The sequence below is a fragment of the Pseudomonas sp. H3_D04 genome (genome assembly GCF_054669175.1).
The window spans coordinates 1,397,639-1,419,059 of record NZ_CP162801.1 but is presented as its reverse complement, the minus strand read 5'-3'; the positions used below and the strand labels follow the sequence as shown (position 1 = coordinate 1,419,059).

The 21,421-nt window shown below is 58.7% G+C and carries 17 protein-coding genes; 5 read left to right on the top strand and 12 right to left on the bottom strand.

Annotated features, from left to right (window positions below):
• Positions 1-7 precede the first annotated feature (7 nt).
• Positions 8-2,701, top strand: coding sequence for a DEAD/DEAH box helicase (locus AB4N91_RS06720; protein ID WP_010456335.1), 2,694 nt, complete (start codon positions 8-10; stop codon positions 2,699-2,701).
• 125 nt (positions 2,702-2,826) lie between these two features.
• On the opposite strand, the gene AB4N91_RS06715 is transcribed toward AB4N91_RS06720, so the two are convergent.
• Positions 2,827-5,883 (bottom strand): DEAD/DEAH box helicase, encoded by a 3,057-nt coding sequence (locus AB4N91_RS06715; RefSeq protein WP_460112199.1) that lies wholly within the window; start codon positions 5,881-5,883, stop codon positions 2,827-2,829.
• A 21-nt stretch (positions 5,884-5,904) separates the two neighbouring features.
• Here AB4N91_RS06715 and AB4N91_RS06710 point away from each other — a divergent pair, with 21 nt between their 5' ends.
• Complete coding sequence (locus AB4N91_RS06710) at positions 5,905-6,093, top strand: hypothetical protein (protein WP_229801687.1); 189 nt, start codon at positions 5,905-5,907, stop codon at positions 6,091-6,093.
• Positions 6,094-6,190: 97 nt separating this feature from the next.
• On the opposite strand, the gene AB4N91_RS06705 is transcribed toward AB4N91_RS06710, so the two are convergent.
• The 3 genes from AB4N91_RS06705 to AB4N91_RS06695 all read right to left on the bottom strand — a co-directional run bounded on the left by AB4N91_RS06705 (position 6,191) and on the right by AB4N91_RS06695 (position 8,817).
• A complete protein-coding gene (locus AB4N91_RS06705) occupies positions 6,191-6,928 on the bottom strand; it encodes an S-methyl-5'-thioinosine phosphorylase (RefSeq protein WP_083376188.1) in 738 nt (245 codons plus the stop codon).
• A 12-nt stretch (positions 6,929-6,940) separates the two neighbouring features.
• On the bottom strand, positions 6,941-7,939 hold the full coding sequence (nagZ, locus tag AB4N91_RS06700; protein WP_460112646.1) for a beta-N-acetylhexosaminidase: 999 nt from the start codon (positions 7,937-7,939) through the stop codon (positions 6,941-6,943).
• Positions 7,940-8,109: 170 nt separating this feature from the next.
• On the bottom strand, positions 8,110-8,817 hold the full coding sequence (locus tag AB4N91_RS06695) for a TetR/AcrR family transcriptional regulator (RefSeq protein ID WP_010456345.1): 708 nt from the start codon (positions 8,815-8,817) through the stop codon (positions 8,110-8,112).
• Positions 8,818-9,046: 229 nt separating this feature from the next.
• Here AB4N91_RS06695 and lexA point away from each other — a divergent pair, with 229 nt between their 5' ends.
• Positions 9,047-9,655: a transcriptional repressor LexA gene (gene lexA / locus AB4N91_RS06690; protein WP_007944149.1), complete on the top strand. Its 609-nt coding sequence runs from the start codon at positions 9,047-9,049 to the stop codon at positions 9,653-9,655.
• A 10-nt stretch (positions 9,656-9,665) separates the two neighbouring features.
• Positions 9,666-10,139, top strand: a complete 474-nt coding sequence (sulA, locus tag AB4N91_RS06685) for an SOS-induced cell division inhibitor SulA (RefSeq protein WP_010456350.1) — start codon at positions 9,666-9,668, stop codon at positions 10,137-10,139.
• A 93-nt stretch (positions 10,140-10,232) separates the two neighbouring features.
• Here sulA and AB4N91_RS06680 read toward each other — a convergent pair whose 3' ends face one another.
• The 7 genes from AB4N91_RS06680 to AB4N91_RS06650 all read right to left on the bottom strand — a co-directional run bounded on the left by AB4N91_RS06680 (position 10,233) and on the right by AB4N91_RS06650 (position 18,657).
• Positions 10,233-10,466 (bottom strand): hypothetical protein, encoded by a 234-nt coding sequence (locus AB4N91_RS06680; RefSeq protein WP_010456352.1) that lies wholly within the window; start codon positions 10,464-10,466, stop codon positions 10,233-10,235.
• A 106-nt stretch (positions 10,467-10,572) separates the two neighbouring features.
• A complete protein-coding gene (locus tag AB4N91_RS06675) occupies positions 10,573-11,097 on the bottom strand; it encodes a DUF6586 family protein (RefSeq protein ID WP_010456354.1) in 525 nt (174 codons plus the stop codon).
• 141 nt (positions 11,098-11,238) lie between these two features.
• The gene (topA, locus tag AB4N91_RS06670; protein ID WP_010456356.1) at positions 11,239-13,872 is read right to left on the bottom strand and encodes a type I DNA topoisomerase; all 2,634 of its coding nucleotides are present in this window, start codon (positions 13,870-13,872) and stop codon (positions 11,239-11,241) included.
• A gap of 114 nt (positions 13,873-13,986) precedes the next feature.
• Positions 13,987-14,223 carry a DUF1653 domain-containing protein gene (locus AB4N91_RS06665; RefSeq protein ID WP_010456358.1) on the bottom strand — a complete coding sequence of 79 codons (237 nt, stop codon included), beginning with the start codon at positions 14,221-14,223 and terminating at the stop codon, positions 13,987-13,989.
• 100 nt (positions 14,224-14,323) lie between these two features.
• Entirely contained in the window at positions 14,324-15,499 is a 1,176-nt protein-coding gene (gene fadA / locus AB4N91_RS06660; protein ID WP_010456360.1) for an acetyl-CoA C-acyltransferase FadA, read from the bottom strand.
• A gap of 32 nt (positions 15,500-15,531) precedes the next feature.
• Positions 15,532-17,679 (bottom strand): fatty acid oxidation complex subunit alpha FadB, encoded by a 2,148-nt coding sequence (gene fadB, locus AB4N91_RS06655; protein ID WP_083376184.1) that lies wholly within the window; start codon positions 17,677-17,679, stop codon positions 15,532-15,534.
• Between the two features lie 540 nt (positions 17,680-18,219).
• Complete coding sequence (locus AB4N91_RS06650; protein WP_010456364.1) at positions 18,220-18,657, bottom strand: hypothetical protein; 438 nt, start codon at positions 18,655-18,657, stop codon at positions 18,220-18,222.
• Between the two features lie 104 nt (positions 18,658-18,761).
• Between AB4N91_RS06650 and AB4N91_RS06645 the strand changes: the two genes are divergently transcribed.
• Positions 18,762-19,199: a universal stress protein gene (locus tag AB4N91_RS06645; protein ID WP_077748224.1), complete on the top strand. Its 438-nt coding sequence runs from the start codon at positions 18,762-18,764 to the stop codon at positions 19,197-19,199.
• Between the two features lie 128 nt (positions 19,200-19,327).
• Here AB4N91_RS06645 and AB4N91_RS06640 read toward each other — a convergent pair whose 3' ends face one another.
• Entirely contained in the window at positions 19,328-21,247 is a 1,920-nt protein-coding gene (locus AB4N91_RS06640; protein ID WP_010456369.1) for an ATP-binding cassette domain-containing protein, read from the bottom strand.
• Between the last annotated feature and the right edge of the window lie 174 nt (positions 21,248-21,421).

Below are 21,421 nucleotides of genomic sequence, written 5' to 3'. Positions count from 1 at the left end.
AGTCCCTATGTCAGCGACCCTGAGCAAACCCCTGGCACCTTCCTGGGTCAGCCGATTCAAGGAACAGAGCCTGGAGCGTGGCCGTCGCTACGCGCTGGAGAACCGCGTCAGGATCGTCGAGGCTGGCGATGCCACGATCGTCGCCGCTTGCGAAGGCTCTGGCGGTAACGTGTACCGCCAGACCATCCGCCTGCGCGAGTCGGCCAAAGCGACCTTGCTGATGGTCGACGCCACGTGCACGTGCCCGGTTCACGTCAACTGCAAACATTGCGCGGCGGTGCTGCTGAAGGTGCAGGAAACCCTCGCCTACCCCGCCGCCGCACAAGACGCCGAACTGCTGGAAAAACTTCAGGCGGTATTGGAAAACCGCAGCCCAAAGGCGCCACCCCAAGTCCTTGTGGACAACGTGCAACCGATACCGCGCCTGTGGCTGGCGAGCATCGAGTTCAGCGCCTTCGAACCACGCAACGGCAAGATGCAGCGCTACATCCAGCATCGGGCGGCGCTGTCGTTCAGCTATCTGGATGAGTACGTTTCCGGGCAGAAGAACGCCGATGTACTGATTCGCCAGGAAACCCAGACGCTACGGATAAAACGCCACCCGGAAGTCGAACAGGCCTACCGGGAGCAGCTGCGAATTCTCGGTTTCAAGATCGCCACCCGACAAAGCAAGGCCTTGCCGGAAAGCGCTGGCGAACTCTATGAAATGGTCAACGACAGCGCCTGGCTGACCTTCACCCTCAATGAATTGCCGAAACTGCGCACTCAAGGTTGGGAGCTGCAGATCGACGAAGATTTCGGCTTCGACCTGACCGCCGTGGACGATTGGTACGCCACCGTCGAGCAGGCACCGGAGCGCGACTGGTTTGATCTGGAGCTGGGGATCATCGTCAACGGCGAGCGCTTGAGCTTGCTGCCGATCCTGCTGAACCTGATGCGCTCCCACACCGAAATCCTCAATCCGGAACGCCTCGCCCGCCGACGCGACGACGAACTGATTCTGGTGAACATTCCCAACCGCCCGAATTCCCAGCACGGCCCCTTGCAGGTCGCCCTGCCCTTCGGCCGCTTGAAACCGGTGCTGGCGACGCTTGGCGAGTTCTACCTGCAAGAGCCCGGCGAAACCACGCTACGCCTGAGCAAGGCCGACGCCACTCGCCTGAATCCGCTGGAAGGCATGCCGCTGCTTTGGGAAGGTGGCGAGCAGATCCGCACGTTTGCCCAGCGCCTGCGGGACATCAAGGATTACACCGCAACAGCCCCCGAAGGCTTGAACGCGACCTTGCGCCCATATCAGCTGGAAGGCTTGAGCTGGATGCAGTCGCTACGGCAACTGGAAGTCGGCGGAATTCTCGCGGACGACATGGGCCTGGGTAAAACCCTACAGACGCTGGCGCATATTCTTAGTGAGAAGAACGCCGGACGCCTCGATCGGCCGTGCATGGTGGTGATGCCCACCAGCCTGATCCCGAACTGGCTCGATGAAGCCGCGCACTTCACGCCACAGCTCAAAGTGCTGGCGCTGTACGGCGCCAGTCGCAAAAAACACTTTGATCACCTGGTCGATTACGACCTGATCCTCACCACCTATGCACTGCTGCCAAAGGACGTCGAACGCCTGGCCGCGCAGCCGCTGCACGTGCTGGTACTGGACGAAGCGCAATACATCAAGAACCCCAACAGCAAGGCCGCCCACGCCGCCCGCGAGCTGAATGCGCGCCAGCGCCTGTGCCTGAGTGGCACGCCGCTGGAAAACCACCTCGGCGAGCTGTGGTCGCTGTTCCACTTCCTCTTGCCTGGCTGGCTTGGCGACGTGAAAAGCTTCAACCGCGATTACCGCGTACCGATTGAAAAACGCGCCAGTGAAGTCAGACTTCAGCACCTCAACGGTCGGATCAAACCGTTCCTGCTGCGCAGGACCAAGGAGCAGGTCGCGACGGAATTGCCGCCGAAGACCGAGATCATCCATTGGGTCGAACTCAACGAAGCCCAGCGCGATGTGTATGAAACCATGCGCCTGGCGATGGACAAGAAAGTCCGCGACGAGATCACTCGCAAAGGCGTGGCGCGCAGCCAAATCATCATTCTTGAAGCGCTGCTGAAACTGCGCCAGGTGTGCTGCGACTTGCGCCTGGTCAACGATGCCGTGCCGCCGACTCGCGGCAGCACCTCGGGCAAGCTCGACAGCCTGATGGAAATGCTGGATGAGCTGTTTGAGGAAGGTCGGCGAATTTTGCTGTTTTCGCAATTCACCTCGATGCTGGCGTTGATCGAGGTCGAACTGAAGAAACGCGGTGTTGAATACGCGTTGCTGACGGGACAGACCCGTGACCGCCGCGCCCCCGTGAAGGACTTTCAGAGCGGCAAGCGTCAGATCTTTCTGATCAGCTTGAAGGCAGGCGGTGTCGGTTTGAACCTGACGGAAGCGGATACGGTGATCCACTACGATCCTTGGTGGAACCCGGCGACGGAAAATCAGGCGACAGATCGGGCGTATCGCATCGGCCAGGAGAAGCCGGTGTTCGTCTACAAGATGATTGCCCGAGGCACGGTGGAAGAGAAGATTCAGCACCTGCAAAAGGAAAAATCCGACCTGGCGGCCGGTGTGCTGGATGGGCGCAAGACTGGCGACTGGAAGTTGCAGAGCGATGATATTGAAGCGTTGTTTGCGCCGTTGCCGGATAAGCTCGAGAAACGCTGAGGTCTGCGGCGCCCGGCAGATCGATTTCGCGGGCAAGCCACGCGCCCACAGGTTCAGCGATCATCCTGTGGAAGCGTGTCTTGCCCGCGATAGGGTCAACTCGTTTTCAGTCAAGAGATCGGAAATCAGGACTTGAGATTTGGCAACGGTGCAAACAGCGCTTCAATGTCACTCTGCTCAAGCTTCCAGCCACCCGTCGCTCCACCTTCAAGCACCGCCCCGGCCAGCGCGGCCTTCTCCAACTGCAATGCCTGAATTTTTTCTTCTACGGTGCCACGGGCTATCAGCTTGTAGACGAACACAGGTTTGTTTTGCCCGATCCTGTAGGCCCGATCAGTCGCCTGGTTTTCGACCGCAGGGTTCCACCAGGGATCAAAATGGATGACTGTATCCGCAGCTGTCAGGTTCAGACCTGTGCCGCCAGCCTTCAAACTGATCAGAAACAGCGGCACTTTACCGCTCTGAAAGTCCTTGACCGGTGTGCGCCGATCCGTTGTCTCACCCGTCAACAACGAGTAACCCTGACCACGTTGCTGCAACTCGTCCTCAATCAAGGCGAGCATCGAAGTGAACTGAGAAAACAGCAGCACCTTGCGGCCTTCGCTGAGCAACTCTTCCAGCATCTCCATCAGGCTGACCAGTTTCCCGCTGCCAGAACGAAGGGCTTTGGCGGTGAGCGGCGTTTTGATCAACCGTAGATCGCAGCACACCTGACGCAGCTTGAGCAATGCATCGAGGATGATGATTTGACTGCGCCCGACACCACTGCGGGCAATTTCGTCACGCACCTTCTTATCCATTGCTACGCGCACGGTTTCATACACATCCCGCTGCCCATCGCTGAGATCAACCCAATGCACAATCTCGGTTTTCGGTGGTAATTCGGTTGCCACCTGATCTTTCTTGCGACGTAGCAAAAAGGGCTTTATCCGGGCCGTCAGATGTTGCATCCGTTCGTTATTGCCGTGCTTCTCGATCGGCGTGCGGTAGTCGCGATTGAAGGTTTTGCTGTCGCCAAGCCAGCCAGGCAGCAAAAAGTGAAATTGCGACCACAACTCGCCGAGATGATTTTCCAGCGGGGTGCCGGACAGACACAATCGCTGGCGGGCCTGCAGGTCTCGGGCTGCTTGAGCCGCTTTGCTGACCGGATTCTTGATGTTCTGCGCCTCATCGAGAATCAGCACACTCCAGACCTGAGGCTGTAAAACCTCCAGATCGCGCGGCAACAGCGCATAGGTGGTCAATACCAAGTCGTATTCGGCAAGACTGGCAAAGTCTTTTTGCCGCGCCGCACCATGCAGTGCCAAGACCTTCAACTGCGGGGTAAAGCGCTGCGATTCGTCGAGCCAGTTGGGGATCAGACTGGTGGGCATCACAGCCAGCGCCGGACGATCAAGCCGTCCGGCCTGTTTTTCTGTCAGCAGATGAGCCAGGGTTTGCAGGGTTTTTCCCAGGCCCATGTCGTCGCCGAGAATACCGCCGACCTCCAGTTCTCGAAGGGTTTGCATCCAGTTCAGCCCTTCCAGCTGATAAGGTCGTAGCGTCGCGTTCAGGCCCTCGGGCGCCGGGACATGAGCATGGATCGACTCCCGTAAACGCTTTGCAAAACTGCGCAGTCGTTCACCGCCCTGCCAGACCAGCGGAATGCCTTCCAGCGCACTCAGCCGCGCCGCATCCGGAGCACTCAAACGCAACGAGTCGCCCAGATGTTTACCCAGGTACAACTCGCCAAGGGTCGCCATCAGCGGTTTTATCCGGCCAAAAGGGAGTGCGACTTTGCCATGGGATTTACCACCGAAACGCCCATCGCCAAGTTCAATCAGTAGCTGTTCGTCATCATTGCGCTGGGCCAAGCTCGCATGTTCCATCAACTGTGGCTGGCTACGTAGCAAATGCAGCAGGATGGGCAACAGGCTATGACGCTCGCCGTTGACGACGATGCCCAGCTGCAAATCGAACCACTGGCGCCCCGACTCCTCCTCGACTTCTGCATACCACTGTTCGACGGGGTGCACGTTGAACTCAAAGTTATCGCTGATATCGATCAGCCAGTTTTTCTCCCGCAGCGCCGGGATGCCATGGCGCACAAAAGCAAGCCAGGCCGCGTCATCCGGCAGGGCGAACATTTCGCCTGGACGATCCAGGTTGCTTTTGCGTGTGGCCTTTTTAAAACCATGTTTTTGCAGGGCTTGGCGCAAGGCTTTTTCGGCGACAGGGTTGCGCTGGATGCGCTGGATTTCGGTACCCGAAAGGATCAGCACCTCCGGGTTTCGGTCCGACGTCGGATGGCCGTTGTAGGTAAACGCCAATGCAGCCCGGTGCTCTGGCTCGTACTGCCAGCGGACGTAACGCTTGCCGCTGGCGAGCGCCAGGTGAGCCTGAGGAAAAATGCCTTCGACGACCCGTTCCGTCAGGGCGTACGGAGGTGGTGCTGCCCGGGTCGCAGCGGTCATCCGCTGGCTGAACTGCATCGCCTGACCTGCAGGAATATCGGGAGCCAATGACAAGTGACGGGCCAGCTTTTCGTCCAGCTCGCTGAACAGCGGTCCGACTTGCAGCCGCTCGCGATCCAGATAATACAAGGGTTCCAGGGCCAGGATCGTTTCCACTGGCGCTTCGTCGCTGCCCCATTGAGGACGGAAACTGCCATTGGATTGTTCGGCCCAGGAAAATTGACCTGTTCTTCTCATTCCCGGCGTCAGGGGTTTTGGCTGATCGAGGTCAAGGAAAAAGCGCGAGGTTCGCAACAGCATTTCGATAAGTTCCACCCCACTGCTGCCTTCCAAGGGGTAGCCAGCGTAATGGGCGTGGTGGGAGTGAACGGCGACCAACAATCTGGCGATCCGCAGATCCAGTTCGGTCAGGTAACCGGGTTGCCGAATCAGCGTATCCGACAGCGAGTACACCGGCTTGATGTCTTGCAGGCGGCCGTCCTTGAGCTGATGGGCCTTGAAAATTTCCAGCGTCCATTTCCCGGCAGAGGATGTTGCCCTGAGTTTGTAAAACAGGCGCGTGCCTGCTCCCTGCGCCGACTCGTCAGGGGGATTGCTTGCAGAAGGAATACCGTCGATCCAGCGTTCCAGTTCACGATTCAAGTGAACCTGGACGGCACTTTCAGGTGTGTTAACGGGATGTTCTTGCAGGTGATAGATGACTGCGGCGCAGTGCTTGCAATTGAACATGACAGGGCAGGAGCAAACGCATTGGAGCTGCGCTTGCCCACGCCGATCTTCAGTGAGCTCAATGACCTGCTCGTATGCCTGCGCCTGGGAGCCGATGCACGTAGCGATAACCATGAGGTCATCAATTTGACGGATCGTTATCCGATCCTCATCCGCGTACCTGCGAGCTTTTTCCAGAGCACGATGGCTGAACACCTCTGCCCAGGGTAGCGCATGAAGTTGCTCAGTTATTGTGGTCACGACATCAACACCGCTTGAAACTCATTGAATCGTAAAGCAGCCAGGCACCTAATCCGACCGCTGATACTCAACCCGCCAACACCCGCGCCAACGTGGACTTGACCTTGCCCATCCCGTCCTGCAACGCCTGCTCGATCTCGGCCATGGTGATCACCGCCGTGGACTTGCCGGCTGCCGGGTTCACCACCAGCGCCAGACACGCATAATCCAGTTCCAGCTCACGGGCCAACGCCGCTTCCGGCATGCCGGTCATGCCGACGATGTCGCAGCCGTCGCGTTCCAGTTTTGCGATTTCAGCGACGGTCTCCAGACGTGGGCCCTGGGTGCAGGCGTAGATGCCCTGACTGCTGTAATCGACGCCTTCAGCCGCCAATGCCGCGATCAATTGCTGGCGCAGTGGTTCGCTGTAGGGATAGCTGAAATCGATGTGGGTGACGTGATCCAGGTCGCCAGCGAAATAGGTGTGCTCGCGACCGCTGGTGTAGTCGATCAACTGATGAGGCACACAAAAGTGCCCAGTACCCATTGCAGCATGAATTCCGCCCACGGCGTTGACCGCGAGGATCGCCTCGGCACCCGCCTGTTTCAGCGCCCAAAGGTTGGCGCGGTAATTCACCTGATGCGGCGGAAAACGGTGCGGGTGACCGTGACGGGCGAGGAACAGCACTTCCTTGCCGGCGTATTCACCAATCTGCACGTCGGCCGAAGGCGCGCCATAGGGCGTGTCCACCGCCAGCGACTGACGAATGTTCAGGCCTTCGAGCTGGGTCAGGCCGGTGCCACCGATAATCGCGTAAACCGTCATAACGAAAAGTCCTTATTCAATCAGTTGAGCTTCTTTAAGCGCGCCTATGGCAGTCAGCCAGCGCGGGTTCTGACGGTATTCAGTGTTGGCATACGACTGGCCACGCATCCGCGCAATGCGCTCGGATGGCTTGACCTTCAAGCGCTGGGCAGCGCTCAAGGCCAGCTCCGCTGCAGCGCGGTCGTTACACACCAGGCCCATGTCGCAGCCAGCGGTCAGCGCGGCCTCGATACGGCTGGCGGCATCGCCTACCACGTGGGCACCGGCCATGGACAGGTCGTCACTGAAGATCACACCATCGAATTGCAGCTCACCGCGCAAAATGTCCTGCAACCAGCGGCGGGAAAACCCGGCCGGCTGGGAATCGACTTGCGGGTAAATAACGTGGGCTGGCATGACGGCAGCCAGTTGTTTGCTCAATCTGGCGAACGGCACCAGGTCGTTGGTGCGGATTTCATCGAGGCTGCGTTCGTCGTTCGGGATCGCGACGTGGGAATCCGCCTCGGCCCAGCCGTGACCGGGAAAATGCTTGCCGGTGGCAGCCATGCCGGCACTGTTCATGCCGCGAATGAATGCACCCGCCAGCAGCGCTGCGCGCTCCGGGTCACCTTCAAACGAACGGGTGCCCACGACGGCGCTGCGCTGGTAATCCAGGTCCAGCACCGGGGCGAAACTCAGATCGAGGCCAACGGCCAGCACTTCGGTGGCCATGATCCATCCGCACTGCTCGGCCAGGTATTCGGCGTTCGGATTGTCGGCGATGGCGCGCATGGCCGGCAGCCGCACGAAGCCTTGGCGCAGACGCTGAACGCGACCGCCTTCCTGATCCACCGCCAGCAGCAGGTCGGGACGAATGGCGCGGATCGCAGCGCTCAACTCGCGCACCTGACGCGGATTTTCGATGTTACGGGCGAAAATGATCAGGCCACCCACTTCGGGCTGACGCAACAATTGGCGATCTTCGGCCGTCAGCCAGGTACCGGCGACGTCCACCATCAACGAGCCTTGCAGGCCAGCAGTCATAGAGATTCCTTGATAACGAAAAACCCGGCGCGCACGCGTTCGCCGCCTTGGGCTGTGCCCGGCAGGTCGGCGACATCATTGGGAAGCGGGTTCAGAACGAGAGTCGGCATGGGCGGCTAGCTTAGCGGATGTCAGTCGCCGCGCCCACCCGTGCGCGGCTAAACCTTGGCGGCAGCCGGGGCCGACTTGCTGCGCGGACGCAGTTGTGCGGTGGCCATGGCCACATCGGTGACGCCTGTTTCGGCACGCATGCCTGCGGCCAGGAACGGCACCATCAGACGCATCACTTGCTCAATGGAGGTGTTAACGCCGAAATCGGTCTCGGCAATGGCGCGCAACGCCTTGATACCGGACATGCTGAACGCCGCAGCGCCGAGCATGAAGTGCACGCGCCAGAACAGTTCGATCGGCGGAATACGCGGCGCGGCTTCGTTGACCAGCATCATGTAGCGGCGGAACACCTTGCCGTACATGTCTTCCAGATAACGACGCAGGTGGCCCTGGCTTTGACTGAACGCCAACCCCAGCAAGCGCATGAAGATAGACAGATCGTTGCCGCTGCGCGGCTGCACGACGAGGGCTTGCTCAACGAGAATCTCGAGCAACTCTTCGAGTGTCGGCTTGTTTTCAGGCTTGGACTGACGCCGCTCCAGCTCTTTATCAAGGCTCAGGCAAAACGGCCCGAGAAAGCGCGAGAAGACAGCCTGGATCAGCGCCTTCTTCGAACCGAAGTGATAATTCACCGCCGCCAGATTGACACCGGCTTTGCTGGTGATCAGACGCAACGAGGTTTCGGCGAAACCTTTTTCCGCGAACAACTGCTCGGCAGCATCAAGAATGCGTTCAACGGTTTCCGACTGGGCCATGGCTACTCCGCCTGACAAACACTTGTTTGAAACATACGTTTCAGCCTGTGCATTGTCAAGCCTGCCGGTTCGTTTTGGGAATGGTCGGTCAGCTATTTAACCATACAACGGCGAGGCTTTAATCAGCTGGCTGATCGACCGTCCAGCGGCCGGCGAAAAAAGGGGCATTGCCAAGACCGTTCCACTGTATATAATCCCAGTCACTGTATAAAAAGACAGAGCGATCAATATGCTAAAGCTGACGCCACGCCAAGCAGAGATTCTGGCCTTCATCAAACGCTGCCTCGAAGACAACGGCTACCCGCCGACCCGTGCGGAAATCGCTCAGGAACTGGGTTTCAAGTCGCCTAACGCGGCGGAAGAACACCTCAAGGCGCTGGCCCGCAAGGGTGCAATCGAGATGACCCCGGGCGCTTCCCGTGGCATCCGCATTCCGGGCTTCGAAGCCAAGGCCGACGAGTCTACTCTGCCGATCATTGGCCGAGTGGCTGCCGGTGCGCCGATTCTGGCCCAGCAGCACATCGAGGAGTCCTGCAACATCAACCCTGCCTTCTTCCATCCGCGTGCTGACTATCTGCTGCGCGTTCATGGCATGAGCATGAAGGACGTCGGCATTTTCGACGGCGACCTGTTGGCCGTCCACACCACCCGGGAAGCCCGCAATGGCCAGATCGTCGTGGCGCGGATCGGTGACGAAGTGACCGTCAAGCGCTTCAAGCGAGATGGCAGTAAGGTCTGGTTAATTGCCGAAAACCCTGAATTCGCCCCTATCGAAGTCAACCTGAAAGATCAGGAACTGGTGATTGAAGGCTTGAGTGTCGGCGTCATTCGCCGCTAAAGGAGGCTTTATGCAGTTCCCACACACATCGCAGCAAGCACAACTGCCGTTGTTCGAGGCATTCATGGTGCAGCCGTTGGCCCCGATCCTGAAAGACGTGGTCGAGTCGCCCTGGAACGCCGAACCCGAAGTCTTCAGCGAGCTTTCACTGCGTGGTGCGGCCGGGAATTGCTTGAACCTTTTGGCGCCGATTCTTCGTGAATTGAGTCAGGATCAAGACGCGCGGTGGCTGACACTGATCGCCCCGCCCGCCAGCCTGACTCAGACGTGGTTGCGGGACGCCGGTCTTAACCGCGAACGCATCCTGCTGCTGCAACCTCGCGGCACTCAGAGCGCTCAGCAGTTGACCTGCGAAGCCTTGCGCTTGGGCCGCAGCCATACGGTTGTCAGTTGGCTCAACCCATTGAACGCAAACTCACGGCAACAGTTGATCAGCGCAGCCCGTACCGGAGATGCGCAGAGCCTGAATATTCGCTTGGGTTAATGTATCAATAATGCGCGCAACGCAAAGCGCGGGGCTTCTCAAAGGATAGAGAAGCCAGTTCGTAACCGTATTAGCAGAAAGCGACGAATGGGATCAGTGGAGGACCCGCGAACTCTCATCCGTATTAAATTCGCCTTCAACCAGGCGTCCTGCCATCTGAACACCCACGCTCAACATCGCCTTGGCGACTTCCACGTGTTGGCCCTGCAGGAAAGCCTTGGCATCCTCGGAGAAATCCAAAGTAACCAGAGAACCCTCGTCCTCGGCCCTGCGCAGCTCAATCCGGCCGTCTGGTAACTCGACAATTTCTAGAAAGGACGTTGGCATAAAGGTCTGTTCTCCACGAAAGGCGGGGATTATATAGGCATCGGCCAGGCTTCGCTCGGTAACTTGACCAGCAGCGCTTTTAATCGCGCCGCCGGCTCTCAGTCGATCAGCACTCGTTCAAACCTTCGCGAAACCGGATCGCCAACCCTTTGAGGTTCTGACGCCAGCTCTCCAGCTCTTCGCGACTCAATTCCTCAGGCGCGTCTTCCTCATCCAGGTTAACGGCCAGGATGAGCGGCTGAGTCACGTCGCCCTTGGGCTTATGCGGAGCGCGAGGCGGTTGAAACATCGCCGCGTGAGCCGCCAGCAGCTTCGCCAGCCAGGTTTCCGGATTCTGGGCCAGCTCGAACATCTCAGCCATCTCGGGAATGGCGATGGCTTCCAGCACTTCGCGGGTCAGCAACATTTCTGCCCGAGGTGCATTGGCCTGAGGCAAGCGGTAGAAGCCAGCGATTTCATGGCACAGCCCCAGCAACGCACCGTACAGGTGAAACAACGTCGACTCGCGCCCAGCCTGAATCAGCGCCAGGGAGTTCATCGCCCGCCCCTCTTCAGCCTTGGCTAGCGCTTCCAGCGACAGGCCGGCGAAATAAATCTTCTGGTTGGTACGGGTATAGAGTTCGTGGGCCATGACGGCAGCCTCCACAACGAAATAATTGCTTCACGCAGGTCAGACAGTGTCGTGGATCCGCCGATCCTACCGCAAGCACAAAACAAAAAGGCCGCATGAAAACCAGTAGGTTGTCATGCGGCCTTTTCAGTACAGCACCTGTTAAGCCTTAGCGACCTTCGCTGGACGCTTGTCTTCGACCGTCCATTTACCGCCGTCGTAGTACGCCTTCCAGCCAGTCGGCTTACCGTCGACTTCAGTCTGCACGTACTGCTCTTTAGTCTTGCGGCTGTAGCGGATCACCGCAGGCAGGCCGTCCGGATCTTTCTTCGGTGCTTCGCAGAGGAAGTGGTACTTCGGATCGATCTCATCCTTGTGCGGCACAATTTCCATGACCAGCGGAGCACGTGTCTCGCGGTTTTTCGGGAATTGACTGGCCGCCAGGAACAGGCCGGAAGCACCGTCGCGCAGGATGTAGGTGTCGTTGACCTTTTCGCATTTCAGCTCAGGCATCTTCACCGGATCCATCTTCGGCGGCGCCGCATCACCGCTTTTCAGCAGTTTGCGGGTGTTCTTGCACGTCGCGTTGGTGCAACCGAAGAACTTGCCGAAACGGCCGGTCTTGAGCTGCATCTCGCTGCCGCACTTGTCGCATTCCAGGCTCGGACCTTCGTAGCCCTTGATGCGATAGGTGCCCTCTTCGATTTCATAACCAGCGCAATCCGGGTTGTTACCGCAGATGTGCAGCTTGCGCTTCTCATCCAGCAGGTAGGCGTCCATCGCCGTGCTGCAGATCGGGCAACGGTGCTTGCCGCGCAATACCAGGGATTCCGATTCACCCTCGTCGTCCGCCGCGATTTCATCGCCCGGTACCAGGTTGACGGTGGCCTTGCAGCGTTCTTTCGGCGGCAGGCTGTAACCCGAGCAACCCAGAAACACGCCGGTCGATGCGGTACGAATCTGCATCGGACGCCCGCACAACACGCACGGGATATCAGTCATCACCGGCTGGTTGGCGCGCATGCCGCCTTCGGCGCTTTCGGCTACTTCGAGTTTCTTCTTGAAGTCGCCGTAGAATTCGTCGAGCACGTTTTTCCAGTCGCGTTCGCCCTGGGCCACGTCATCGAGGTTCTCTTCCATGCCGGCGGTGAAGCCGTAGTCCATGAGATTGGAGAAGCTCTCGGCCAGACGCTCGGTCACGATGTCGCCCATCTTTTCCGAGTAGAAACGACGGTTGTGCAGCGCAACGTAGCCACGGTCCTGAATGGTGGAAATGATCGCGGCGTAGGTCGAAGGACGACCGATGCCGCGTTTTTCCATCTCCTTGACCAGGCTCGCTTCCGAGTAACGCGCCGGCGGCTTGGTGAAGTGCTGGGTCGGATCAAGCTTGATGAGCTTCATCGCGTCGCCCTGGGCCATGTCCGGCAGCACGTCGTCATCGCCAGGCTTGGCAATCTGCGGCATGACCCGGGTGTAACCGTCGAACTTCAGGATACGGCCCTTGGCGCGCAGCTCGAAATCGCCGGCACCGACGGTGACCGTGGTCGACAGGTATTGGGCTGGCAGCATCTGGCACGCGAGGAACTGGCGCCAGATCAGCTCGTAGAGCCGCTCTGCATCACGCTCCATGCCCGACAGCTTGCTTGGCTCGGTATTGGCGTCAGACGGACGAATCGCTTCGTGAGCCTCTTGTGCGCCTTCCTTGCTGCTGTAGACATTCGGGTTTTCCGGCAGGTACTTCTTGCCGAACTCGCCTTCAATATAGGTGCGCGCCATCGTCACGGCATCGGCCGAGAGGTTGGTGGAGTCGGTACGCATATACGTGATGTAGCCGGCTTCATACAGACGCTGGGCCATCATCATGGTTTTCTTCACGCCGAAGCCCAGGCGGTTACTCGCAGCCTGTTGCAGGGTGGACGTGATAAACGGCGCCGACGGCTTGCTGCTGGTCGGCTTGTCTTCGCGCTTGACGATGCTGTAGCTGGAAGCCTTGAGCTTCTCCAGCGCGGCCATGGCCTGGGCTTCGTTGAGCGGCTTGAAGGCTTCGCCTTTCTCGCGAGCCACGTCGAAGCGCACGGTGGCGCCCTTGGCGGTGCCGAGGTCGGCGTGGACTTCCCAGTATTCTTCGGGGTTGAACGCGCGGATTTCACGCTCACGCTCGACCACCAGCTTCACGGCTACCGATTGCACGCGACCGGCGGACAGGCCACGGGCGACTTTGGCCCACAGCAGTGGCGAAACCATGTAACCCACCACGCGGTCGAGGAAACGACGCGCCTGTTGTGCGTTGACACGGTCAATGTCCAGCTCGCCCGGTTTGGAGAAGGCTTCCTGAATCGCTTTCTTGGTGATTTCGTTGAACACCACGCGCTTATAGCGGCTGTCATCACCACCGATGGCTTCGCGCAGGTGCCAGGCAATGGCTTCCCCCTCGCGATCCAAGTCGGTTGCGAGATAGATGGTGTCAGCATCTTTGGCGAGCCGGCGCAGCTCTTCGATGACCTTTTCCTTGCCCGGGAGGATCTCGTACTTGGCTTTCCAGCCATGATCGGGATCGACACCCATGCGCGAGACCAGCTGCTTGCGCGCCTTCTCTTTCGGCGTGAGCACCGGACCTTCACCCGCGGCGGCCTTGCCGCGCTTGGCGGCAGGCTCTTTGCTGGCGCTAGCCGAACCGCTGGTGGGCAGGTCTCGGATATGGCCGATACTCGACTTCACCACGTATTGGTTACCCAGATACTTGTTGATGGTCTTGGCCTTAGCCGGGGATTCCACAATGACCAGCGATTTGCCCATGGATCAGAAAATTCCTGAATTCTAGAAGTGAAAGGCGGTTGGCGCCTGACGCGGCACCGCTATATATAGTGGCTACAAGGTGAGGTCAAGCGCAGGGTCCTGCGCGCACTCAGCTTATGCCTTCGAAAAAAGGCTCGGTTCGGCTTCCACCAAAGCAAAGCGTGGCACCTGTTCGCCGTCAACCTCGACCGACTCCAGGAACATGCTCAAGGGACGCACCCAAAAGCCGTAATCGCCATACAGGGCTTGGTAGAAGACCACTTCTTCCTCGGTTTCCGAATGCCGCGCGATACTGAATACGCGGTACTGCGGACCTTTGTAATGCTGGTAGAGCCCAGGTTGTATCGGCATGGTTTGGCCCTCACTCAAATCTTTTAAAAATAAAAACAAAAAATAAATTCAGAAAAACAAAAACCGGGGCACTTGGCCCCGGCTTCCGTCAACGAAACGCTTAAACGCGTTCGAAGACGGTGGAGATGCCTTGGCCGAGACCAATGCACATGGTGGCAACCCCGAAGGTGCCGCCATTCTGCTTCATCACGTTCAGCAGGGTGCCGGAAATACGGGCACCGGAGCAACCGAACGGGTGACCCAGGGCGATCGCGCCGCCGTGCAGGTTAACCTTCTCGTTCATCTTGTCGAGCACTTTCAGATCTTTCAGCACTGGCAGGGCCTGTGCAGCGAAAGCTTCGTTGAGCTCGAAGAAGTCGATATCGTTAATGCCAAGGCCCGCACGTTTCAGTGCTTTCTGAGTGGCCGGTACTGGACCATAGCCCATGATCGCCGGATCCACACCTGCCACCGCCATCGAGCGGATAACCGCCAGCGGCTGGATGCCCAGGTCCTGTGCACGCTGTGCCGACATCACGATCATGCACGAAGCACCATCGGTGATCTGCGACGAAGTACCGGCTGTCACGGTGCCGCCCTTGGGGTTAAACGCTGGCTTCAGAGCCGCCAGGCTTTCCAGGGTAGTTTCCGGACGAATGGTTTCGTCGTAGTCGAACAGTTTCAGGAAACCGTTCTCGTCGTAGCCTTGCATCGGGATGATTTCGTCTTTGAACTTGCCTTCCAGGGTCGCCTTGTGAGCGAGCTGGTGGGAGCGCACGCCGAAAGCGTCCTGTTGTTCGCGAGTGATGCCGTGCATTTTACCCAGCATTTCAGCGGTCAGACCCATCATGCCCGAGGCTTTTGCCGCGTACAGCGACATGTGCGGGTTCGGATCGACACCGTGCATCATGCTCACGTGGCCCATGTGCTCGACGCCGCCGACGACGAACACGTCACCGTTGCCAGTCATGATCGCTTGTGCGGCAGTGTGCAGCGCGCTCATCGACGAACCACACAGACGGCTGACGGTCTGGCCGGCGGCAGTGTGCGGGATCTGCGTCATCAGGGACGCCATGCGAGCGATGTTCCAGCCCTGCTCCAGGGTCTGGTTTACGCAGCCCCAGATCACGTCTTCGACTTCGTTCGGATCAACCTTGACGTTGCGTTCCAGCAATTTGCTGATCAGGTGCGCCGACATGTCTTCGGCGCGGGTGTTGCGGTGCATGCCGCCCTTGGAGCGGCCCATCGGAGTACGACCGAAGTCGACAATCACGACGTCTCTTGGATTCAAGCTCATAAAATTTCACTCTCGCTCAAGTGTTGGGACGCTTAACCGAAGAACCGTTGGCCGGTTTTGGCCATTTCACGCAGTTTTGCGGTCGGGTGGTACAGCGCGCCCAAATCAGCGTACTGGTCAGCCAGGGCAACGAACTCGGCAACACCGATCGAATCGATGTAGCGCAGCGCACCGCCACGGAATGGAGGGAAACCAATACCGTAGACCAGGCCCATGTCGGCTTCGGCGGCGGTTTCGACAATGCCGTCTTCCAGGCAACGCACGGTTTCCAGGCACAGCGGGATCATCATCCAGTTGATGATGTCTTCGTCAGTGACTTCGCGCTGCTCGTAAACAATCGGCTTGAGCACTTCCAGCACCGACGGATCGGCCACTTTCTTTTGCTTGCCTTTCTTGTCGGTCTCGTAAGCGTAGAAACCCTTGCCATTCTTCTGGCCCAGGCGCTTGGCTTCGTAGAGCACGTCGACAGCCGAGCGACGGTCGTCTTTCATGCGGTCCGGAAAACCTTCAGCCATCACGTCACGACCGTGGTGGCCGGTGTCGATGCCGACCACGTCCATCAGGTACGCCGGGCCCATTGGCCAGCCGAATTTTTCCATGATCTTGTCGATACGGACGAAGTCCACACCGGCGCTGACCAGCTTGGCGAAACCGCCGAAATACGGGAACAGGACGCGGTTGACCAGGAAGCCCGGGCAGTCATTGACGACGATCGGGTTCTTGCCCATTTTCTTGGCGTAGGCAACGGTGGTGGCCACGGCCAGCTCGCTGGACTTCTCGCCACGAATCACTTCAACCAGCGGCATCATGTGCACCGGGTTGAAGAAGTGCATGCCGACGAAGTTTTCCGGACGCTTGAGGGCTTTGGCCAGCAAGGTGATGGAAATGGTCGAGGTGTTGGACGCGAGGATGGTGTCCTCTTTGACCTTGTCTTCGACTTCGGCCAGAACGGCTTGCTTGACCTTCGGGTTTTCGACGACTGCCTCGACGACCAGGTCAACGTGACCGAAATCACCGTAGGACAGGGTCGGACGGATGCCGTTGAGCACTTCAGCCATTTTCGCTGGGGTCATGCGACCTTTATCAACGCGGCCGACCAGCAGCTTGGCGGCTTCAGCCAGGCCTTGCTCGATACCGTGCTCGTTGATGTCCTTCATCAGGATCGGCGTACCTTTGGAGGCCGACTGATAAGCGATACCGCCACCCATGATGCCGGCGCCCAATACGGCGGCCTGCTTCACATCCTTGGCGATTTCATCGTAGGCCTTGGCCTTTTTCTTCAGCTCCTGATCATTCAGGAACAGACCGATCAAGCTCTGCGCAGCAGAGGTCTTGGCCAGTTTGACGAAACCGGCGGCTTCGATTTCCAGCGCCTTGTCACGACCGAAGTTCGCGGCTTTCTGGATGGTCTTGATCGCTTCGACCGGTGCCGGGTAGTTCGGACCGGCTTGACCGGCCACGAAACCCTTGGCGGTTTCGAAGGCCATCATTTGTTCGATGGCGTTCAACTTCAGCTTTTCCAGCTTCGGCTGACGCTTGGCCTTGTAGTCAAACTCGCCAGAGATGGCGCGCTTGATCAGCTCCAGGGCCGCTTCCTGCAATTTCTCAGGGGCAACCACGGCATCGACGGCGCCTACTTTCAGCGCGTCTTCAGGACGGTTTTCCTTGCCGGCGGCAATCCACTCGATAGCGTTGTCGGCACCGATCAGGCGCGGCAGACGCACGGTACCGCCGAAGCCCGGGTAGATGCCCAGCTTGACTTCCGGCAGACCGATCTTGGCCTTGGTGGACATGACGCGGTAATCCGCCGCCAGGCACATTTCCAGACCGCCACCCAGAGCGATGCCGTTGATCGCGGCGACAGTCGGGACGTTGAGGTCTTCGAAATCGCTGAAAATCTTGTTGGCTTCCAGGTTGCCAGCAACAAGCTCTGCATCAGGCAGCTTGAAGTTCTCGACAAATTCGGTGATGTCGGCGCCGACGATGAAGACGTCCTTGCCACTGCTGACGATCACACCCTTGATCGAAGCATCTGCCTTGATGGTGTCTACGGCCTGACGCAGTTCGTTCAGGGTTAGACGGTTGAACTTGTTGACGGACTCACCCTTGAGGTCGAATTTCAATTCGACGATGCCACTTTCAAGAGCCTTAACCGTGATGGCTTTACCTTCGTAAATCATCAACTGATCTCCACGATATGGAAGCTGAACAGTACACGTCGGACGCAGGCAAATGGCTTGGCAGGGACGCTTAACGTCAATGCTACGCCCATCTACCCGGCACACCCGCCAACGCGATAGTCGGGATTCTGTAGGAGCGATGTTAAATACAAACGCTCAATTCATACGCCCGTTTGATTTGGGTACGCCACCTTCACGGAATTTCCGGCAATTGTCAATCGCCCAAAATGCGGGTTCAAACGCGACTTTGCGGTCACTTCCGTACTACGAAGATCTTCAACACGCCCCTGCATGTGAAGCCATTCATAGAATCAATAGTTAGAAAAGTCGCCCTAATTCTCTGCAGCCTTTGTTTAACAGACTACGCTGGCGGGACCTTGAGAAAAAAAATTGAACACTTTTGGCGAACGCCAAGCGTAAGATCGGCGGCACAAAGAATTACCGGCCTGCCTGGCCAACCCCAGCCCGATGATGATGTCGGGCTTTTTATTGCCTGTCTGTCGGAGGTTTCGCGCCATTGCAGCGCGAAATGTCCGTGAGTCACGCCAGTGCTTTCAGCACCGCATCGATGTCTTGCAAAACCGTCGCTTCGCCCTTCTCGCCCCAATACAGAGTGATCATCTGTTTGTCCGCTTCAACCTTGTAGACGTTGGCTGGCAATTTTTCGAAATGATTGAGCAGCGCTCGATCTTCGCAAATCTCCTGCCACTGGTTCACCCACACACCCGGCGACTTTTGCCAGTAACTCCAGCACGCCGGTTGATTGCCACGACGTGGCCGATGGTACTGGGCGCAAGGGCTCGGCGGCTCCTGGCTCAGCCAGTGCGGCCACTCCTGGGGCGCAAGCTGCATGGCGAGGCCGATACGCCGCGCTTCCATGCGCAGAGCCATGCGCCCGCTCTGTCCACGGGACGGTCGCAACCATGCCAGCGGACTCAGCACCACCAGCAGGATTGACACCACTATCCAGACCGTCATATCTGTACTCCCGATTCTTGATGAGCGCTTTGAGTCACTTTGGAACCATTGCGCTTGAAACCAGCCATACTTACCAATATTGCAATCCTCAGGAGGAGCACCTCATGCCCTACCACCATATTCTGGTCGCTGTAGATCTAACCGAAGAGTGCGACCCTGTAATCCACCGTGCTCGCGAGCTTTCAGTGAGCAATGGCGCGAAACTGTCCCTGGTCCATATCGTCGAACCGATGGCCATGGCCTTTGGCGGTGACGTCCCCATGGACCTGTCACAACTGCAACAGCAGCAGTTCGATCAGGCCAAGGAACGCCTGGACCGACTGATCCTGAAATATCCGGAACTCTCCAAAGAATACAGCCACCTGACCTACGGCCAGCCACGCCAGGAGATTCACCACCTGGCCAAGGAACAGACCTGCGACCTGATCGTGGTGGGCAGCCATGGCCGACACGGCCTGGCATTGCTGCTGGGCTCGACGGCCAACGACGTGCTGCACGGCGCTCCGTGTGATGTGCTCGCGGTGCGCCTGATCAAAAGCTGAAAACCCGTACCCTGTGGGAGCGACCCTTCTCGCTCCTACAGGGGATCTATAGCAACGTGTAGATCGCATTCCATACGAAAAGCCCGGCGCTCATCACTGAACGCCGGGCTTTTTTGTTACAGCATCAATCAGGCATCCAGCTCAGCCCAACGCTCGACCATCACGTCGAGTTCAGCCTGCAACTGCTCAAGCTGAGCGATCACGGCAGCGGTCTCGACCGCAGGACGCTGATAGAAACCGGCATCGGCCATCTGGGCCTCGACGGCAGCGATCTGCTGTTCCATGGCTTCGATCTGGGCCGGCAACATTTCCAGCTCACGCTGCAATTTGTAGCTGAGCTTCTTCTTCGCCACCGGTGCTTCGACTGCCGCAGCAACCGGGGCCGCTTCCGCCGTCACGACCGCAGAGGTCAGGTCGGCCTTGCCGGATTTACTCTCGGTCACGCCCAGCAGGCGCGGCGAGCCGCCCTGACGTAGCCAGTCCTGATAACCGCCGACGTACTCGCGCACCTTGCCTTCACCTTCGAAGACCAGGGTGCTGGTGACCACGTTGTCGAGGAATGCCCGGTCGTGGCTGACCATCAGCACGGTGCCGTTGAAGGTCAGCAAGACCTCTTCCAGCAGCTCGAGGGTTTCGACGTCGAGGTCGTTGGTCGGTTCGTCGAGAACCAGCAGGTTCGCCGGTTTGCTGAACAGTTTCGCCAGCAACAGACGCGCACGTTCACCACCCGACAGCGCCTTGACTGGCGTGCGGGCACGCTGAGGGCTGAACAGGAAGTCGCCGAGGTAACTCAGCACGTGACGGCTCTGCCCATCGATATCGATGAAGTCGCGACCTTCGGCCACGTTGTCGATCACGGTCTTTTCCAGGTCCAGCTGATGGCGCAACTGGTCGAAGTAGGCCACGTCGATGCGCGTCCCCTCTTCCACTGTGCCGCTGGTTGGTTGTAGACCGCTGAGCATCAGCTTCAGCAGCGTGGTTTTGCCGGTACCGTTGGCGCCGAGCAGACCGATACGGTCGCCCCGCGTCAGGACCATCGAGAAATCCTTGATCAGGAACGGACCGCCCGGGTGAGCAAAGCTCACGTTCTCGAGGACCATCACCTGTTTGCCGGACTTGTCAGCGGTGTCCAACTGAATGTTGGCCTTGCCGGTGCGCTCACGACGCTCACTACGCTCAACACGCAGGGCTTTCAATGCGCGGACGCGGCCTTCGTTACGGGTACGACGGGCCTTGATGCCCTGGCGGATCCAGACTTCTTCCTGGGCCAGCTTCTTGTCGAACAGCGCGTTAGCGGTTTCTTCAGCGGCCAGGGAGGCTTCTTTGTGCACCAGGAAACTGGCGTAGTCGCCGTTCCAGTCGATCAGGCCGCCGCGATCCAGTTCCAGAATGCGGGTCGCGAGGTTTTGCAGGAATGAACGGTCGTGCGTGATGAACAGCACGGCGCCCTGGAAATCCTTCAGCGCCTCTTCGAGCCAGGCGATTGCACCGATGTCCAGGTGGTTGGTCGGTTCGTCGAGCAGCAGCAGGTCCGGTTCGGAAACCAGGGCCTGGGCCAGCAGGACGCGACGACGCCAGCCGCCGGACAATTCGGCGAGAGTCTTGTCGGCCGGCAACTGCAGACGGCTCAAGGTGCTGTCGACCAGTTGCTGCAAACGCCAGCCATCGCGGGCTTCGAGGTCGTGCTGGACGTGCATCAGCTTGTCCAGGTCGGCGTCGGTGACGATGTTCTGGCTCAGGTGGTGATACTGCGCGAGCAGCTCGCCGACACCGTCCAGGCCTTCAGCCACTACGTCGAACACGGTCCGCTCGTCGGCTACCGGCAGTTCTTGCGGCAATTCGCCAATCTTGAGGCCGGGCGCGCGCCAAACGGAGCCTTCGTCGGGCTTCTGGTCGCCCTTGACGAGCTTCATCATGCTGGACTTGCCAGTGCCGTTGCGGCCGATGATGCACACCCGCTCACCACGGGCGATCTGCCAGGACACCTTGTCCAACAACGGCATAGCGCCGAAAGCAAGGGACACATCGCTGAATTTGAGCAGGGTCATGAGCTTCTCCAAAAACCGGGCGCGCATTCTACCTGACTTGAGGCTTCAGAAGGCCGGCAATTTCAATGTCGAAGCACTCTGCATGACAATTGTTGCGAACTTGTGCCGAGAGGCCCGCAAAGCTTTCGCCCGTTGCTGGCAAAAGGCTAAGCTACAGATAATTCGGTGCAGGTT

What these genes read in the sequence shown, in the direction of transcription:
- sulA (WP_010456350.1), top strand. Translation starts at nt 9,666, where the DNA reads ATGCAGTTCCCACACACATCGCAGCAAGCACAACTGCCGTTGTTCGAG.
- AB4N91_RS06650 (WP_010456364.1), bottom strand. Translation starts at nt 18,657, where the DNA reads ATGACGGTCTGGATAGTGGTGTCAATCCTGCTGGTGGTGCTGAGTCCG.
- topA (WP_010456356.1), bottom strand. Translation starts at nt 13,872, where the DNA reads ATGGGCAAATCGCTGGTCATTGTGGAATCCCCGGCTAAGGCCAAGACC.
- AB4N91_RS06675 (WP_010456354.1), bottom strand. Translation starts at nt 11,097, where the DNA reads ATGGCCCACGAACTCTATACCCGTACCAACCAGAAGATTTATTTCGCC.
- AB4N91_RS06695 (WP_010456345.1), bottom strand. Translation starts at nt 8,817, where the DNA reads ATGGCCCAGTCGGAAACCGTTGAACGCATTCTTGATGCTGCCGAGCAG.
- fadB (WP_083376184.1), bottom strand. Translation starts at nt 17,679, where the DNA reads ATGATTTACGAAGGTAAAGCCATCACGGTTAAGGCTCTTGAAAGTGGC.
- AB4N91_RS06720 (WP_010456335.1), top strand. Translation starts at nt 8, where the DNA reads ATGTCAGCGACCCTGAGCAAACCCCTGGCACCTTCCTGGGTCAGCCGA.
- AB4N91_RS06645 (WP_077748224.1), top strand. Translation starts at nt 18,762, where the DNA reads ATGCCCTACCACCATATTCTGGTCGCTGTAGATCTAACCGAAGAGTGC.
- AB4N91_RS06640 (WP_010456369.1), bottom strand. Translation starts at nt 21,247, where the DNA reads ATGACCCTGCTCAAATTCAGCGATGTGTCCCTTGCTTTCGGCGCTATG.
- lexA (WP_007944149.1), top strand. Translation starts at nt 9,047, where the DNA reads ATGCTAAAGCTGACGCCACGCCAAGCAGAGATTCTGGCCTTCATCAAA.
- AB4N91_RS06705 (WP_083376188.1), bottom strand. Translation starts at nt 6,928, where the DNA reads ATGACGGTTTACGCGATTATCGGTGGCACCGGCCTGACCCAGCTCGAA.
- AB4N91_RS06680 (WP_010456352.1), bottom strand. Translation starts at nt 10,466, where the DNA reads ATGCCAACGTCCTTTCTAGAAATTGTCGAGTTACCAGACGGCCGGATT.
- AB4N91_RS06715 (WP_460112199.1), bottom strand. Translation starts at nt 5,883, where the DNA reads ATGTTCAATTGCAAGCACTGCGCCGCAGTCATCTATCACCTGCAAGAA.
- fadA (WP_010456360.1), bottom strand. Translation starts at nt 15,499, where the DNA reads ATGAGCTTGAATCCAAGAGACGTCGTGATTGTCGACTTCGGTCGTACT.
- AB4N91_RS06665 (WP_010456358.1), bottom strand. Translation starts at nt 14,223, where the DNA reads ATGCCGATACAACCTGGGCTCTACCAGCATTACAAAGGTCCGCAGTAC.